This window comes from Corallococcus sp. AB038B (assembly GCF_003668955.1).
GTDB classification, from domain to species: Bacteria; Myxococcota; Myxococcia; order Myxococcales; family Myxococcaceae; genus Corallococcus; species Corallococcus exiguus.
Map to the genome: position 1 here is coordinate 2,378,645 of NZ_RAWO01000001.1, position 15,448 is coordinate 2,394,092.

Here is a 15,448-nt window from a genome sequence, read left to right on the forward strand (position 1 = left end):
ATACGACGAAGCGGATGTTGAGCGCACGAAAGCAAGACGCCCGCGCCCCTTCTTCCGGGACGCGGGCGTTGTTCATTTCGGGGCTACGACCCGGCCTCAGGCCTCCGGGTTCGTCCCGGCGCGGTCCTTGGAGGACGGCGCCTGGCAGCGCAGCTCCGTCTCCGCTTCCAGCGCGGTGAGGTTCTCGCGCATGGCCTTCGCCCAACGGGCCCGGGGCTGCTCCATCAGCTTCTCGTGCGCCAGGTCGATGGTCTCGCTCAGCTCCTCGTCGGACAGCTCGGACGTCGTCTTGCCCTTGTGGGGGCCGAACGCCACCACCACCGCGCTCGCCTTCGAACGCTCGGGCGTCTGGGACACCGGCACCGCCGCCACCGTCGTGGCCGGCGCCAGCGGCACGTCCACGTCGAGCCGCGCCTCCTCCTTCTCCAGCGTCCGCGCCTTCTCCACTGCCTTGGCGGCTTCCGCGGGGGCGGGCGCCGGAGCCAGGGTGGGGAAGGACGCCTTCACCGGGCCCGGCTTCGAGCCCAGCACCTCATAGGAACCGGAGGCGGGCGCGGGTTCATCGTGCGCGTCGTACTCCTCGGCCGGCATCTCCTCGCGCACGTACAGTCCGCCGAAGGCCTCCGGGTACGCCTTGCGCAGCGCCGCCACGCGCGCGCACTTTTCGATCATCGTCGTGGGAATCTTGGCCCACAGCGGCGTCTGCTGGACGTAGCCGGAGAAGTCGAGCCACACGACGACGGGCAGCTTCCCCTCGCGCACCACGCGCGACCAGGCACCCACCAGGGCGCCCTTGCGCTTGGCCGGGTTGAAGCGGTGCACCACCTCGCCCTTGCCCTGGTCCACGACGATTTCGTCCTCGGCGAACACCGCGCTCGCCTGGATGCCCTTGAAGTCCGGAAAGCGCTCCGCCCGGGCGAGCATCCCCGCCTCGGAGGGCTGGAACTCGTACTTCGTCACCCAGTTGGGCCGCTCGCGGTTGCCCACGTTCTGCCGGCGCGCCACGCAGAACGCTTCCTTGAGGAGCGGATCCAACCCGCTGCGCTTGCACTGCTCGATGAAGAGGGCGAACTCGTCCTCGCTGATTCCCCGGGGGCAGATGGTCCGCTTCACCAGCTCCACCCGCTCCCGGTTCCAGGCCGCGCCCTGCGGCGACGTCGTTCCTTCCGCCTTCACATTCGCATCCATCACTGTGTCTCCAGCACCGCTCGAAAAGGCGGACGACCCTCGCCCGCCCACATGGTTGCCCGGGCACACGGCGCACGACCCGTGGGGCAGGGGCCTGGACGGTCCCCCTGCTACAGGCCTGCAGCGCGAACCGAGGCGTGGATCAACATGCGAGCCGGGCAGGCCCTTCGCATCGCTTCCCGGGCGCGGGGACGGACGGCCGCACGCCGGGCATCCGGTTCCACCGCGGAGAATGTGAGGAGGGTGCAAAAACGTTTTGACAGGGCGGGCGGCGACCGGTATTCACCGCGCCACCTCGGACGTCGCGAAGCCAACGCGGCCGAAAGCAAAGCCGGGAGCGTAGCTCAATTGGCAGAGCAATGGACTCTTAATCCATAGGTTGTGGGTTCGATTCCCTCCGCTCTCACTCGCAGGGCCCCTTCTGGAAACGGAAGGGGCCCTGTGTCTTTTCCGGCACTCCCTAGCGGGGAGGTCCGCACGGGAAAGCCCCTGTCGTCCACGGACGTTTCGGAGTAGGACGGCGGTCGCGCGACGCGTCGGGCGGGTGGCGAAACTGGTAGACGCGCCAGACTTAGGATCTGGTACCGCAAGGTGTGAGGGTTCGAGTCCCTCCTCGCCCATTTCGCGTTGACCCGTTCGTGCCTATCCCCTAAAGCCGCACGTCCCACTTTCCGGTTGCCGCCCCGGGACGTACTGCCCGTGGAGGCGGCGAGCGAGGCCCGCATGAAGGTCCAGGTCGAAGAGCTCTCTCCCATTGAGAAGAAGCTCTCCATCGAGGTCGACAACGCCCGCGTCGTTGAGGAGCTCAACCGCGCGTACGCCGCGCTCAGCGGCCAGGTGAAGATGCCCGGCTTCCGCCAGGGCAAGGTTCCCCGCCGCATCCTCGAGCAGAAGTACCGCGAGCAGGTGGAGGATGACGTCATCCAGCGCGTCGTCCAGAAGGCCTACCTGGACGCCGTGCGCGAGCACAAGGTGGAGGCCGTCGCCTCCCCCCAGGTCACCAACTCCGGCATCAAGCCCGGCGCCCCCTTCAGCTTCGAGGCCCGCGTCGAGGTGAAGCCGAAGGTGGAGGCCAAGGACTTCGAGGGCCTGTCTCTCACGAAGGTGGACACCGCCGTCGCGGACGACGCGGTGAACCAGCAGATTGAGAACATGCGCCAGAACCTGGGCCGCATCGAGCCCGTCACGGACCGCGACACCGCGGCCCAGGACGACCAGGTCACCATCGACTTCGAGGCGAAGGTGGACGGCAATGCGTTCCCCGGCAGCAAGGCGGACGGCATTGGCGTGCGCGTGCAGGACGGCGACCTCATCCAGGGCAACATCCCGCAGCTGGCGGGCGTGAAGGTCGGCGAGTCCAAGGACGTCGAGTACACCTTCCCCCAGGACTACCAGGCCGAAGAGGTCCGCGGGAAGACGGCCGTCTTCCACATCATCGTCAAGGAGCTGAAGAAGGCGGTGGTGCCGGAGCTCAACGACGACTTCGCCAAGCAGACGGGCGTCGCGCAGACGGTGGACGAGCTGCGCGCCAAGGTGCGCTCGGACCTGGAGAAGGCCCGGAAGAACCAGTCCACCGTGGACGAGCGCGACGGGCTCATCAAGGCGCTGCTGGAGAAGAACCCGTTCGACGTGCCCCGCGCCATGGTGGAGCGCGCCATCGACTCCATGATGGAGGGCGCCTTCCGCCAGATGCAGCGCCAGGGCATCGACCCGCGCCAGCTGGGCCTGGACTTCAACCGCCTGCGCGACGAGATGCGGGAGAAGGCCACCCTGGAGGTGAAGGGCACGCTCCTCTTCGAGGCCATTGCCCAGCAGCAGAACATCCAGGCGTCCGACGAGGACGTGGAGAAGCGCATCGAGGACCTGGCCATCGAGGCCAACCAGCCGGTCGCCCAGGTGAAGAAGTACTTCAAGGGCCCGGACGAGCGCCTTGGGTTGTCTCTGCGACTCCGCGAGGAAAAGACGATTGAATTCCTCAAGGGCCGGGCGAAGTATTCTTGAGGTCTTTTCCTCAAGCCTTCTGAGTTCCTTCTAGAGGTCCATCCGACATGCCCTTCATGCCCGTCCCCTACGTCATCGAGCAGACCCACCGGGGTGAGCGCTCGTACGACATCTACAGCCGGCTCCTGAAGGACCGCATCGTCATGCTGGGAACGGAGATCGACGATGACGTGGCCAACGCCATCGTCGCCCAGCTCCTGTTCCTGGAGTCCGAAGACCCGGACAAGGACATCAACCTCTACATCAACTCGCCCGGTGGCTCGGTGACGGCCGGTCTGGCCATCTACGACACGATGCAGTACGTCAAGGCGCCCGTCTCCACCATCTGCGTGGGGCAGGCGGCCTCGATGGGTGCCGTGCTGCTGCTCGCCGGCGCGAAGGGCAAGCGCTACTCGCTGCCCTCCAGCCGCATCATGATCCACCAGCCGCTGGGCGGCGCGCGCGGCCAGGCGACGGACATCGAAATCCAGGCCCGTGAAATCCTTCGCATGAAGGCCAAGCTCAACGAGCTCATCGTCAAGCACACCGGCCAGACGATCGAGCGCGTGGAGAAGGACACGGACCGCGACTACTTCATGGGCGCCACGGAGGCGAAGGCGTACGGCATCCTCGACGCCATCCAGGACCCCCGGAAGGTCGTGGGCGTGAAGCCGGAAGAGAAGAAGTAGACACACCGACATCCGAACGGACCGGGGTGTCAAACACCCGGTCGGCGGCCGGGGGTGCTGGGAATCTTCTCCCGCGCCTCCGGCCTTCTGTTTTCCCCCATCACCGGTATTTTCCCCTTGTTAAGTACCCGGAAGGTGCGTGGACGTTCCGGATGGGGGCTGACTAGATTGGTGTGGGCAGGGGACCGGACGCGAAGCGGGTTGGGGCCTTTCAGGCGCAGCGAGGGATTTCATGGCGGGTAAGAACGTGGAGAAGCGAGACAACCAGACCCTCTGCTGCTCCTTCTGCGGCAAGTCGCAGAAGGAGGTGAAGAAGCTCATCGCGGGCCCTACGGTCTACATCTGCGACGAGTGCATCGGGCTGTGCAACGACATCATCGCGGAGGAGATTGACCGCGAGGAGACCAAGGACACCAAGCTGCGCATCCCCCGGCCCTCGGAAATCAAGGCCGTGCTGGACGAGTACGTGGTGGGCCAGGAGCGCGCGAAGAAGACGCTCTCCGTGGCGGTGCACAACCACTACAAGCGCATCGAGTCCAAGGTCGCCATGGACGATGTGGAGCTGCAGAAGAGCAACATCCTGCTGCTCGGCCCCACGGGCTCCGGCAAGACGCTGCTCGCGCAGACCCTGGCGCGCATCCTCAACGTCCCCTTCACCATCGCGGACGCCACGTGCCTCACGGAGGCCGGCTACGTCGGTGAGGACGTGGAGAACATCATCGTCAACCTGCTCCAGGCCGCGGACCACGACATCGAGCGCGCGCAGCGGGGCATCGTCTACATCGACGAAATCGACAAGATTGCCCGCAAGTCGGAGAACCCCTCCATCACCCGCGACGTGAGCGGCGAGGGCGTGCAGCAGGCGCTGCTGAAGATCATCGAAGGCACGGTGGCCAACGTCCCGCCCAAGGGTGGCCGCAAGCACCCGCAGCAGGAGTTCCTGCAGGTGGACACCACCAACATCCTCTTCATCTGCGGCGGCGCGTTCGGCGGCCTGGAGCAGGTGATTGAGCGGCGCATGGGTGGGCGCAGCCTGGGCTTCGGCGCGGAGATCCAGTCGCGCAAGCAGCGCAACCTGAGTGAGCTGCTCAAGCAAGTGGAGCCGGAGGACCTGCTCAAGTTCGGCATGATTCCGGAGTTCATCGGCCGTCTGCCCATCATCACCGCGCTGGAGGAGCTGGACGAAGGCGCGCTCGTGAACATCCTGGGCGAGCCCAAGAACGCGCTCACCAAGCAGTACCGCAAGCTCTTCGAGCTGGACGGCGTGTCGCTGAAGTTCACCGACGGGGCCTTGAAGGCCATCGCGTCGGAGGCCATCCGCCGCAAGGCGGGCGCTCGCGGCCTGCGCTCCATCCTGGAGACGGCCATGCTGGACGTGATGTACGAAATCCCGTCCCGCAAGACGGCCCGCGAGGTGCTCATCTCCGAGGAGGTCATCCTCAAGAAGAGCGAGCCCGTCGTCCTGCACTCGCAGGACAACAAGGAGACGCCGGAGCCGAAGAAGGAATCCGCCTGACGTTGAGGCGGAGCATCCTCTAGGGGCACGCAAGGGCCTGATGGGGATGACGGGGCGCGTCACGGTCATTGGGCCGGGACGCGCCCTTCGTCTTTTCCAAGCGGGCTTCCGGGCGTGGGGACGGGCCACGCTTTTTTGCGGCCGGGGCGGGGGGCTTCTTGTATCTGCTGTCCCCCATGAGAAAGCTCCTCATGCCTGCCCTGTTGTCGCTCGTGGCCTGTACTTCCTCGAAGGAAGCCACGCGTGATGAAGCCCCCGCCGCGTCCCCAGCGACGCAGAGCGCTCCGGCCCAGGAGGGCCCTTCCCGCATGGCCTACCCGGCGACCCGCTCCGACGCGGTGGTGGATACGCTGCACGGCGAGCACGTGGCGGATCCGTACCGCTGGCTGGAGGACGAGAAGGCCCCTGACGTGCAGGCCTGGATGAAGTCTCAGGACGGCTTCACCCGTGACGCGCTGGCGAAGATGCCGGGCCGCGACGCGCTGACGAAGCGCTTCACGGAGCTGTTCTACGTGGACTCGGTGACGGCGCCCTTCCGCCGGGGCAACCGCTACTTCTACATGCGGACCCACAAGGACAAGGAGAAGGCCATCGTCTACTGGAAGGACGGCGAGTCCGGACAGGAGAAGGTGCTGCTGGACCCCAACGTCATGAGCAAGGACGCCCCGGTGTCCCTGGGCCGCTGGGTGCCGTCGTGGGATGGCAAGCGCGTGGCCTTCCCGGTGCGCCCCAACGCCGCGGACGAGGCCACCCTGCACGTCATCGACGTGGACACCGGTGAGTGGTCCAAGGTGGACGTGATTGAGGGCGCGAAGTACGCCAACACCAACTGGACGCCGGACGGCAAGGGCTTCTACTACGAGTGGCTGCCCACGGACTCCTCCATCCCGGTGGACGCGCGCCCGGGCTACACCACGCTCAAGTTCCACAAGCTGGGCCAGGACCCGAAGAACGACGTGGTGGTGCACGAGCGCACCGGCGACCCGACCACGTTCCTCCAGGGCGACCTGTCGCGTGACGGCAAGTACCTCTTCGCGTCCATCCTCCGCGGCTGGAGCGAGAACGACGTCTACTGGAAGCACCCGGCGGAGAAGGACTGGCGGCTGCTCGTGAAGGGCAACGGCGCCAAGTACACCGTCCTCGCCTGGAAGGACCGCTTCTACGTCGTCACCGACGAGGGTGCCCCGCGCCAGCGCGTCTTCGCCGTGGACCCGAAGAAGTCCGAGCGCGCGAACTGGAAGGAGCTGGTGCCGGAGGACCCCAAGGCCACGCTGGAGAGCGTGTCGCTGGTGGGTGGCCACCTGGCGCTGGAGTACCTCAAGGACGTGACGACGGAGCTGCGCATCACCACGCTGGAGGGCAAGCCGGTGCGCACCGTGCAGTTGCCGGGCGTGGGCGCCGCCAGCAACCTGCTGGGCCTGGAGGACCAGGACGACGCCTACTTCGCCTACAGCTCCTTCACCACGCCCCGTCAGGTGTACCGGACGTCCGTGAAGAGCGGGAAGGTGGACCTGTGGGCGAAGGTGGAAGTGCCCATGGACCCGGACGCGTACACCACGGAGCAGGTCTTCTACCCGTCGAAGGACGGCACGAAGGTGCCCATGTTCCTCGTCTACAAGAAGGGCCTGAAGAAGGACGGCACCGCGCCCACGCTCCTGTACGGGTACGGCGGCTTCCTGGTCAGCATGCAGCCGGGCTTCCGCGCGAGCATCCTGCCGTGGCTGGACGCGGGCGGCATCTACGCGGTGGCCAACCTGCGCGGCGGCGGTGAGTACGGCACCGCGTGGCACGAGGCCGGCAAGGGCGCGCGCAAGCAGAACGTGTTCGACGACTTCGCGGGCGCGGCCGAGTACCTGGCGAAGGAGAAGTACACGCAGGCGAAGAAGCTGGCCATCTACGGCGGCAGCAACGGCGGCCTGCTGGTGGGCGCGGCCATGACGCAGCGCCCTGAGCTGTACGGCGCGGTGGTGTGCGGGGTGCCGCTCCTGGACATGGTGCGCTTCCACCTGTTCGGCAGCGGGCGGACCTGGGTGCCGGAGTACGGGTCGGCGGACGACGCCGGGCAGTTCAAGACCCTGTACGCCTATTCGCCCTACCACCATGTGCGCCAGGACGTGAGCTACCCGCCCCTGCTGATGATGAGCTCGGACCACGACGACCGGGTGGACCCCATGCACGCGCGCAAGTTCGTGGCGGCGGTGCAGAACGCGAAGGGCAATCCGGCGCCCACGTTGCTACGCATCGAAGCGAACGCAGGTCATGGCGGGGCGGACCAGGTGGCCAAGGCCATCGAGTCCAGCGTGGACATGTATGCCTTCCTCTTCCAGACCCTGGGCGTCGCCTGGCCGGATGCCGGGGTGGCGGCCGAGAGCCGCTAGAATCGGGGCAGGACACACTCCTGCCTCCCGGTGTTCCCTTGAAGGCAGGGTGCGGACCCCCAATCTTGAGCGGGGAACGGGTCCTGCGACCGGCGTGTTATAGAGCAGCGTTTCACCCTGCATGAGCGCTTGGGCGCCATGTGGGCAACTCTTGAAGGGCCTGCCTGTATGGCTGGCCAGCGGGTGGCGGATACATGTTCTTCGGACGTGACGACAAGAAGGAAGCCCAGAAGCGGGGCCTCACCATCCCGCTCTTGCCCCTTCGGGACATCATCGTGTTCCCCCACATGGTCGTTCCGCTGTTCGTCGGCCGGGAGAAGTCCATCGCGGCGCTGAAGGACGCGATGGCCCACAAGGGGCCGGATGACAAGGCGGTCATCCTGCTGGCCGCCCAGAAGAAGGCCAAGACGAACGACCCCTCGCCCGACGACATCTTCCACTTCGGCACCATCGGCCACCTCATCCAGCTCCTTCCGCTGCCTGACGGCACGATGAAGGTCCTGGTGGAGGGCGTGCGCCGCGCCAAGGTGAAGAAGTTCCACCCCAACGACGCCTTCTTCATGGTCGAGGTGGACGAGGTCGAGGAGACGCTGGAGAAGAGCGTGGAGCTGGAGGCGCTGGTGCGCTCCGTCCACTCCGTCTTCGAAGCCTTCGTGAAGCTGAACAAGCGCATCCCGCCGGAGATGCTGATGCAGGTCGCCAGCATCGACGACCCTGCGCGCCTGGCGGACACCATCGTCGCGCACCTGTCGCTGAAGCTGAACGACAAGCAGGCGCTGCTCGAGACGGAGTCCCCGGCCAAGCGCCTGGAGAAGCTCTACGAGCTGATGCAGGGCGAGATCGAGATTCTCCAGGTGGAGAAGAAGATCCGCACGCGCGTCAAGAAGCAGATGGAGAAGACCCAGAAGGAGTACTACCTGAATGAGCAGATGCAGGCCATTCAGAAGGAACTGGGTGAGCGCGACGAGTTCAAGAACGAGATCCAGGAGATTGAAGAGAAGCTGAAGAACAAGCGGATGAGCAAGGAGGCCACGCTCAAGGTCAAGAAGGAGCTGAAGAAGCTCCGGATGATGAGCCCGATGAGCGCCGAGGCCACGGTCGTCCGCAACTACATCGACTGGATCATCAGCCTGCCCTGGTACGACGAGACCCAGGACCGGCTGGACGTCACCGAAGCGGAGCGGGTGCTCAACGAGGACCACTACGGCTTGAAGAAGCCGAAGGAGCGCATCCTCGAGTACCTGGCCGTGCAGCAGCTGGTGAAGAAGCTGAAGGGCCCCGTGCTGTGCTTCGTGGGTCCTCCGGGCGTGGGCAAGACGTCGCTCGCGCGCAGCATCGCGCGGGCCACGGGCCGCAAGTTCGTGCGCCTGTCGCTGGGCGGCGTGCGTGACGAGGCGGAGATCCGCGGCCACCGCCGCACGTACATCGGCGCGATGCCGGGCAAGCTCATCCAGTCCCTGAAGAAGGCGGGCAGCAACAACCCCGTGTTCCTCCTGGACGAGATCGACAAGATGTCCACGGACTTCCGTGGCGACCCGAGCGCGGCGCTGCTGGAGGTGCTGGACCCGGAGCAGAACCACAACTTCAACGACCACTACCTGGACCTCGACTACGACCTGTCCAAGGTGATGTTCATCTGCACCGCGAACACGATGCACAACATCCCCGGTCCGCTGCAGGACCGCATGGAGGTGATTCGCATCGCGGGGTACACCGAGCCGGAGAAGCTCTCCATCGCGCGGCGCTACCTGATTCCGAAGGAGCAGGAGGCCAACGGCCTCGCGGACCTGAAGATCGACATCACCAACGACGCGCTGAAGACCATCGTGCACCGGTACACGCGCGAGTCGGGTGTGCGTTCGCTGGAGCGTGAGATTGGCGGCGTGTTCCGGAAGATTGCCCGCGACGTGCTGAAGAACGGCAAGCGGGACCTCATCGAGGTGGACCGCAAGCAGGCGATGAAGTTCCTGGGCACGCCCCGCTTCCGCTACGGCGTGGCGGAGCGCGAGGACCAGGTGGGCATCGTCACGGGCCTCGCGTGGACGGAGCTGGGCGGTGAGATCCTCACCACGGAAGCCACGTCCATGCCGGGCAAGGGCAAGCTCATCATCACCGGCAAGCTGGGTGAGGTGATGCAGGAGTCCGCCCAGGCGGCCATGTCCTACGTGCGCAGCCGCGCGGAGCGCTTCGGCATCGACCGCAAGGTGTTCGAGAACTACGACATCCACGTCCACCTGCCGGAGGGCGCGATTCCCAAGGACGGTCCGTCCGCGGGCGTCACCATGGCCACGGCGCTGGTGAGCGCGCTGACGCGCGTGCCGGTTCGCAGGGACGTGGCGATGACGGGTGAAATCACGCTGCGTGGCCGCGTGCTGCCCATCGGCGGTCTGAAGGAGAAGACGCTGGCGGCGCACCGCGCGGGCATCAAGACGGTCCTGATTCCGAAGGCGAACAAGAAGGACCTGAAGGACATCCCGCTGAAGATCCGCAAGGCGCTGCGCATCGTCCCGGTGGAGTTCGTGGACGACGTGCTGCGTGAGGCGCTGCTCCTGGAGAAGCCGGAGGAGTTCGGCCGCAAGGGAGCGGGGGACAACCTGAAGATGGGGCTGTCCGTACCGGATGCGGTGTCCACGCCTTCCGTGCCGGCCTCCTGAGGCCTTGAGTCCCGGGCCCCTTGAGGGGGCCTGGGATGGGTGGTGACGAAGCCAGGATGCCGGCCGACCAGGAGTCGCCGGTCTCCTGGCTTCTCTCTTTTTTACGGGCAGGTCGGGTACAACGCGGGGAGTGGCTCCCCGCGCGCGAATCCTGTCCTACTCCCTGGTGCTGGTGATGGTCGCGGCCTGCGGGCCGTGCGGCTTCCAGCCCGAGCCGGGCGTGAAGGTGGTGGTGCCGGCGATGCCCACCACGCTCGACTGGAGCCATTCGGATCCGCAGAGCTGGGTGAACTACCCGGTGATGCTGGCCACGCAGAAGGGGCTCACCACGTTGGGGGCGGACCACTCGGTCCAGCCGGGCCTGGCGGAGCGGTGGGAGCGTGAAGCGGACGCGGCCGGGCATGAGGTCTACACGTTCCACCTGCGCGAGGACGTGACGTGGTCTGACGGTTCGCCCGTCACTGCGCGCGACTTCGTCTTCGGGTGGCACCGGGCGCTGCTGGGCCGCGAGCGCGGCGAGATGGCGGACCTCCAGGGTGCGGAGGAGGTGCTCGCGCTGCAGGAGCGCGGGGCTCCTGCGGCGGAGGTGAAGGCGGCGCTGTCGCGGGTCGGGGTGGAGGCGGTGGAGGCGCGGACGCTGCGGGTGACGCTGGAGCGGCCTCGGAGCTACTTCCTGGCGCGGCTCGCGAACGTGTACCTGTTCTTTCCCGCGCCTTCGGCCGACCTGGAGGGCAAGTCGGACGAGGCGGTTCGCGACTACTTCGACCGGCCTCGCGATGGGCGCCCGCTGGCGGTGGGACCTTATCGAGTCGAGCGGTGGGACCGCGCGGGAGAGCGCGTGCGGCTGGTCTACAACCCGCGCAGTGCGTTCCTTCCTCCGATGGGGCCCGGGGAGACGCCAGCGCCGGTGCTGACGCTGATGAAGTCGGAGATCGGCCCTGCGCTGTATGAGCGGGGCCGGGTGGACTTCGTCTTCGTGGACAGCGCGGCGGCGCTGCGCGGGATGAAGGCGGCGGACCTGAAGCGGGAGCCGCTGTTGTCCACGTACTTCCTGGGCTTCAACACGGAGCGTCCGCCGTTGGACCGGCCGGAGGTTCGCCGGGCGCTGGCTCGGGCGTTGGACCGGGAGGCGCTGCTCGCGGGGCTGCTGCCGGCCGCTCGCGCGACGAATGTGTTGCTGCCGCCGGAGCTGCCGGATGCTGCGACGCCGGAGCAGGCGGCTCGGCTGCCTCGCTACGAGCCGGAGCGGGCGAAGACGGAGCTGGCGGGGGCGAAGGGGTTGGACCGTCCGCTGCGGCTGGTGGTGAAGGCAGGGGATTCGTTCGTGCCGGAGGAGGCGCTGGCGGAGCGCATCGCGGCGCAGCTCGCGAAGGTGGGTGTGCAGGTGGTGGTGGATTCGCGGTCGGACTTCTCCGCAGAGGTGGCTCGCAGGACGCCGCAGGGACCGCGTGCGTATGACCTTTTCCTGCGGCGGCTGGGCGCGGACTACGCGCACCCGAACACGTTCTTCACGCTGTTCGAACGGCAGGGCAACCACCAGACGGGATGGGAGACGCAGGGCGGCGGCGAGCCGATGCGCCGCTTCGAGCAGCTGCTGGAGGAGGCGGACGGCGACCCGGATCCGGCGCATGCGCGGGAGCTGTACGCGAAGGCCCAGGAGGTGCTGGTGGGGGAGGAGGCCGTCATCGCGCCGCTGTACCACCCGGACCGTTACTTCCGGGCGCGGGCGCGGCTGCACGGCCTGGACGTGGATCCGTTCAACTTCCTCGCGCTGCGCGCACTGCGGCTGGGACCGGATGAAACGCCATCGGCCCGCGCGGAAGGGCAGGGGCCGTAGCGCATGCGGACGATGAACACGGGCTCCGTGATGCGAGGCGTGGCGTCGCGCTGCGTGGGCCCACGGCATGAGTGCTGGTCGCGCGGCGCGGGGTTGCTCGCTGCGTGCACGAAGCGGAGGGCCTAGCGCATGCGCCTCATCGCGACGCGCCTCGTGCGCCAGCTCGTGCTCGTGCCGGTGGTGGCGGTGGCCTCTTACTTCCTCATGGCCGCGCTGCCGCTCACCACGGAGAGCGACAACAAGCGTCAGGTGTCTCCGGAGCTGGCGGCTTCGTATCAGCGCGACCTGGGCATCGGTGAACCGCTCGGGTTCCTTAGGCCCTGGCAGAAGCTCTTCGCAGGGGAGCGTCTGGGCACCAGCGCTCAGGGCATCACTGGCGATGAGCTGCTCCAGAAACTCTCCGGCAGCGTGGGCGTGGGCCTGGTCGCGCTGCCTCTCGCGCTCGCCTGGGCGGTGGGCTTCGCGCTCCTGCGCACCCGTTGGCGTCGAGGGCGCTTCGCCGTGCTCGGGGACGTGCTCCCCGCCATCGCGTTCGGAACTCCCGTGTTCATCCCCGCACTGCTCCTGGCCCCCGCCGTGGTGGAGCGCGGACACCTGCTGCCGGAGCTCTGCGCCGCGGTCGTCATCGCCATCTGGCCGGGGACCTTCCTGGGCACGCTCGTCGGTGATGCCCTGGAGACCGAGCTGTCCCGTGACTACGTGCGCACCGCGCTCAGCAAGGGTCTGGACCCCGGCACCGTGCTGCGCCGCCATGTCCTCCCCAACGTGTGGCCCGCGCTCCTGGACGCCGTGACGCCTGTCGCCACCGCGCTGCTCGCGGGCTCGTTCGCCGCGGAGCGCGTCTTTGGCCTGCCGTACTTCGGCCAGCTCTACGTGCTCGCCGTCCTCAACAAGCAGGTCGCCGTCGTCGTCGTGTCCACCACCACCTTCGCCACCGTGCTCGTTGTCGTGAGCCTCACCGTGGAGCTGTTGCGCATGCTCGTGGATCCACGTGCCCGGGAGGCCCGCGCTTGAGCCGCATCCCCTTGCGCGCCTGGGTGGGGCTGGTCCTCCTCGTGGGCCTGGGCGCCTTGAGCCTCGTGGCCGGACGCCTGTTCCCCGAAGCACTCGCGAACACCTGTCCGCTCGGCTGGGACCTGAACCGCCCGGACCGCAGCGTGTGCGAGCTGGCCTTCGGTGGCCTGTGGGTATCCCTGGCCATCGGGCTCGCGGCCGGCGCTCTGTCCACCGTACTGGGGCTGGCCGTCGCGGCGCTCGCGCGGCTGTCCGGCGGTGTGACGGAGCAGGTGCTCCTGCGCGCGGTGGACGCCGTGTTCGCCCTTCCGGATGTCCTCGTGGTGATGGTGCTCCAACTCGCGGGCCAATCCCTCATGGACGCGGGCATGGGTGGCGGCCTGGGCCCCTTCGGCTTGATGGTGACGTCCCTGGCCCTGGTGGGCTGGGCTGGCCCCGCGCGCATGTTCCGCGACCGCCTGGCCACGCTGGAGGGCCAGGAGTACGTGGCCGCCGCGCGGGCCCTGGGCGGTGGTGGCGTGCATGTCCTTCGCGTGCACCTGTGGCCGATGTTGCGCCCCTTCGTGCTGGCCGTGTTCTTGAGCCGCCTGCCGAGCGCCATCCTCACCGAGTCCACGGTGAGCTTCTTCGGCATCGCTCGCATGGAGCCCATGTCCCTGGGCCGCTACCTGGGCACTTCCTACGCCGCGCTCATCTACGAGGGCGGCGGCCGTGTGGTGATTCCCGCCTGGGGACTGCTCGTCCTGCTGGTGCTTGGCGCCTCGCTCGCTTCCCAGGCATTGGGGGGAGGTAGCCGTCGCGAAGTGTGAGGAATGCCGCACATTGAGGCAAAGGTTTCACACGGACGGAACCCCTTTGCCCTCAGGTGAACACCATGTCCCTCCCCACGGAAGAAATCCCCCTCTCGCCTGCCCGTGATGAGCGTCCGCGTGACGACGGTCTGCGCAAGGAGACCGTCCGGGGCTCGGTGCTGGTGGTCGAGGACGACGCCGCGCACCGCGAGCTCCTGGTGGAGCTGGTGAGCACCTGGGGCTACGACGCCATGCCCGTGGGCAGCGCGGAGGAGGCCGAGTTCGCCGTGCGCAACAAGCGCATGGACGCCGCCATCGTGGACGTGTTCCTGCCCGGCCGCAGCGGCACCACGCTCATGTCCAAGCTGCGCGAGAAGTTCCCTCAGGCCGTGCTCATCGGCGTGAGCGCCATGAGCGACGCGGCCACCGCTCGCAAGTGCAAGGGCCTGGGCGCGGACCTCTTCATTGGCAAGCCGTTGGATCCGGAGAAGCTGGCCAAGGCGCTGAAGTCCAAGCACCAGAGCTGGCACTGAGCGCAGCAGGGGAGCGGGTTCCGGTTGCACACCCCCGCCGGACGGCCGATGCTCCCTGGCGTGAAGAACATCGCCTCCGGCTTCCTGCTGGCCATGCCCCAGCTTGGAGACCCGAACTTCTACCGGTCGGTCATCCTGATGATCGAACACGGAGAGACGGGCTCCATGGGGCTCATCGTGAACCGGGGAGCGCCCCTGACGCTGGGTGAGCTGGCGCGCGGTCAGTCGATGGACATCTCGACGGACCGCGTGTCGCAGCCGGTGTTCGTGGGCGGCCCGGTGGAGCCTCAACGCGGCTTCGTCCTGCATGACGACGACACCGTCGCGGAGAAGCACTCCGTCCTGCCGGGCCTCTACCTGAGCGTCACGCTGGACGCGCTGGGGCCGCTGCTGCAGCGGACGGATCCGCGCGTGCGCTTCTGCCTGGGGTACGCGGGCTGGGGCCCCAAGCAGCTGGAGAATGAAATCGCCGCGGGCTCGTGGCTGTACGCCGACGCCACCGCGGACGCGGTGCTGGGACAGGACCCGGCGAAGTTGTGGGATGCCACCCTGCGTGGACTGGGCGTGGACCCGGCCATGCTGGTGATGGGAAAGGGTATGAACTGATGCTCGACGCCGAGTCGCTTCGCCGTTACCTCCTGGACGCCCTGCCGGGCTCGGAGGTGGAGTTCAACGACACCACTGGGACGGGAGACCACTTCGAAGCTCGCGTCATCTCCCCTGCCTTCACCGGCAAGACGATGGTGGAGCAGCACCAGTTGGTGTACGCGCCGCTGCAGCAGTGGCTCAAGTCAGGCGAGCTGCACGCGCTGGCGCTCAAGACCTATTCGCCCGAGCAGTGGAAGAAGCTCGGGCCCCGCTGAAGAAG

General features: G+C 67.4%; 12 protein-coding genes and 2 tRNA genes. 13 read left to right on the forward strand and 1 reads right to left on the reverse strand.

Features of this window, described 5'->3' with window-relative positions; genetic code table 11:
* Positions 1-96: 96 nt before the first annotated feature.
* Positions 97-1,188 carry a phage recombination protein Bet gene (gene bet, locus D7Y04_RS09945; protein WP_120595430.1) on the reverse strand — a complete coding sequence of 364 codons (1,092 nt, stop codon included), beginning with the start codon at positions 1,186-1,188 and terminating at the stop codon, positions 97-99.
* Between the two features lie 333 nt (positions 1,189-1,521).
* On the opposite strand from bet, the gene D7Y04_RS09950 reads away from it, so the two are divergent.
* The 13 genes from D7Y04_RS09950 to D7Y04_RS10010 all read left to right on the forward strand — a co-directional run bounded on the left by D7Y04_RS09950 (position 1,522) and on the right by D7Y04_RS10010 (position 15,443).
* A tRNA-Lys gene (locus tag D7Y04_RS09950) sits at positions 1,522-1,594 on the forward strand.
* A gap of 132 nt (positions 1,595-1,726) precedes the next feature.
* Positions 1,727-1,808, forward strand: a tRNA-Leu gene (locus D7Y04_RS09955).
* Positions 1,809-1,911: 103 nt separating this feature from the next.
* Positions 1,912-3,189 carry a trigger factor gene (tig, locus tag D7Y04_RS09960; RefSeq protein ID WP_121759056.1) on the forward strand — a complete coding sequence of 426 codons (1,278 nt, stop codon included), beginning with the start codon at positions 1,912-1,914 and terminating at the stop codon, positions 3,187-3,189.
* A 47-nt stretch (positions 3,190-3,236) separates the two neighbouring features.
* Positions 3,237-3,857: an ATP-dependent Clp endopeptidase proteolytic subunit ClpP gene (gene clpP / locus D7Y04_RS09965; protein WP_120557687.1), complete on the forward strand. Its 621-nt coding sequence runs from the start codon at positions 3,237-3,239 to the stop codon at positions 3,855-3,857.
* Positions 3,858-4,089: 232 nt separating this feature from the next.
* A complete protein-coding gene (clpX, locus tag D7Y04_RS09970; RefSeq protein WP_120595429.1) occupies positions 4,090-5,373 on the forward strand; it encodes an ATP-dependent Clp protease ATP-binding subunit ClpX in 1,284 nt (427 codons plus the stop codon).
* 191 nt (positions 5,374-5,564) lie between these two features.
* Positions 5,565-7,751 (forward strand): prolyl oligopeptidase family protein, encoded by a 2,187-nt coding sequence (locus D7Y04_RS09975; RefSeq protein ID WP_233601340.1) that lies wholly within the window; start codon positions 5,565-5,567, stop codon positions 7,749-7,751.
* Between the two features lie 194 nt (positions 7,752-7,945).
* Positions 7,946-10,405 carry an endopeptidase La gene (gene lon / locus D7Y04_RS09980; protein ID WP_121759058.1) on the forward strand — a complete coding sequence of 820 codons (2,460 nt, stop codon included), beginning with the start codon at positions 7,946-7,948 and terminating at the stop codon, positions 10,403-10,405.
* 175 nt (positions 10,406-10,580) lie between these two features.
* Entirely contained in the window at positions 10,581-12,242 is a 1,662-nt protein-coding gene (locus D7Y04_RS09985) for a peptide ABC transporter substrate-binding protein (protein ID WP_120595446.1), read from the forward strand.
* A gap of 129 nt (positions 12,243-12,371) precedes the next feature.
* The gene (locus D7Y04_RS09990; RefSeq protein ID WP_120595427.1) at positions 12,372-13,256 is read left to right on the forward strand and encodes an ABC transporter permease subunit; all 885 of its coding nucleotides are present in this window, start codon (positions 12,372-12,374) and stop codon (positions 13,254-13,256) included.
* Positions 13,253-14,065 (forward strand): ABC transporter permease subunit, encoded by an 813-nt coding sequence (locus D7Y04_RS09995; RefSeq protein WP_121759059.1) that lies wholly within the window; start codon positions 13,253-13,255, stop codon positions 14,063-14,065. The genes D7Y04_RS09990 and D7Y04_RS09995 overlap by 4 nt, the downstream gene beginning before the upstream one ends.
* Positions 14,066-14,130: 65 nt before the next feature.
* The gene (locus D7Y04_RS10000) at positions 14,131-14,580 is read left to right on the forward strand and encodes a response regulator (protein ID WP_014394875.1); all 450 of its coding nucleotides are present in this window, start codon (positions 14,131-14,133) and stop codon (positions 14,578-14,580) included.
* 60 nt (positions 14,581-14,640) lie between these two features.
* Positions 14,641-15,186 (forward strand): YqgE/AlgH family protein, encoded by a 546-nt coding sequence (locus tag D7Y04_RS10005; protein ID WP_120595445.1) that lies wholly within the window; start codon positions 14,641-14,643, stop codon positions 15,184-15,186.
* Complete coding sequence (locus D7Y04_RS10010) at positions 15,186-15,443, forward strand: BolA family protein (RefSeq protein WP_120595425.1); 258 nt, start codon at positions 15,186-15,188, stop codon at positions 15,441-15,443. The genes D7Y04_RS10005 and D7Y04_RS10010 overlap by 1 nt, the downstream gene beginning before the upstream one ends.
* Positions 15,444-15,448 lie beyond the last annotated feature (5 nt).

Bases quoted from the DNA above. Each gene is read 5' to 3' on its own strand.
- bet (WP_120595430.1), bottom strand. From the start codon at position 1,188: ATGGATGCGAATGTGAAGGCGGAAGGAACGACGTCGCCGCAGGGCGCG.
- tig (WP_121759056.1), top strand. From the start codon at position 1,912: ATGAAGGTCCAGGTCGAAGAGCTCTCTCCCATTGAGAAGAAGCTCTCC.
- clpP (WP_120557687.1), top strand. From the start codon at position 3,237: ATGCCCTTCATGCCCGTCCCCTACGTCATCGAGCAGACCCACCGGGGT.
- clpX (WP_120595429.1), top strand. From the start codon at position 4,090: ATGGCGGGTAAGAACGTGGAGAAGCGAGACAACCAGACCCTCTGCTGC.
- D7Y04_RS09975 (WP_233601340.1), top strand. From the start codon at position 5,565: ATGCCTGCCCTGTTGTCGCTCGTGGCCTGTACTTCCTCGAAGGAAGCC.
- lon (WP_121759058.1), top strand. From the start codon at position 7,946: ATGTTCTTCGGACGTGACGACAAGAAGGAAGCCCAGAAGCGGGGCCTC.
- D7Y04_RS09985 (WP_120595446.1), top strand. From the start codon at position 10,581: ATGGTCGCGGCCTGCGGGCCGTGCGGCTTCCAGCCCGAGCCGGGCGTG.
- D7Y04_RS09990 (WP_120595427.1), top strand. From the start codon at position 12,372: ATGCGCCTCATCGCGACGCGCCTCGTGCGCCAGCTCGTGCTCGTGCCG.
- D7Y04_RS10000 (WP_014394875.1), top strand. From the start codon at position 14,131: ATGTCCCTCCCCACGGAAGAAATCCCCCTCTCGCCTGCCCGTGATGAG.
- D7Y04_RS10010 (WP_120595425.1), top strand. From the start codon at position 15,186: ATGCTCGACGCCGAGTCGCTTCGCCGTTACCTCCTGGACGCCCTGCCG.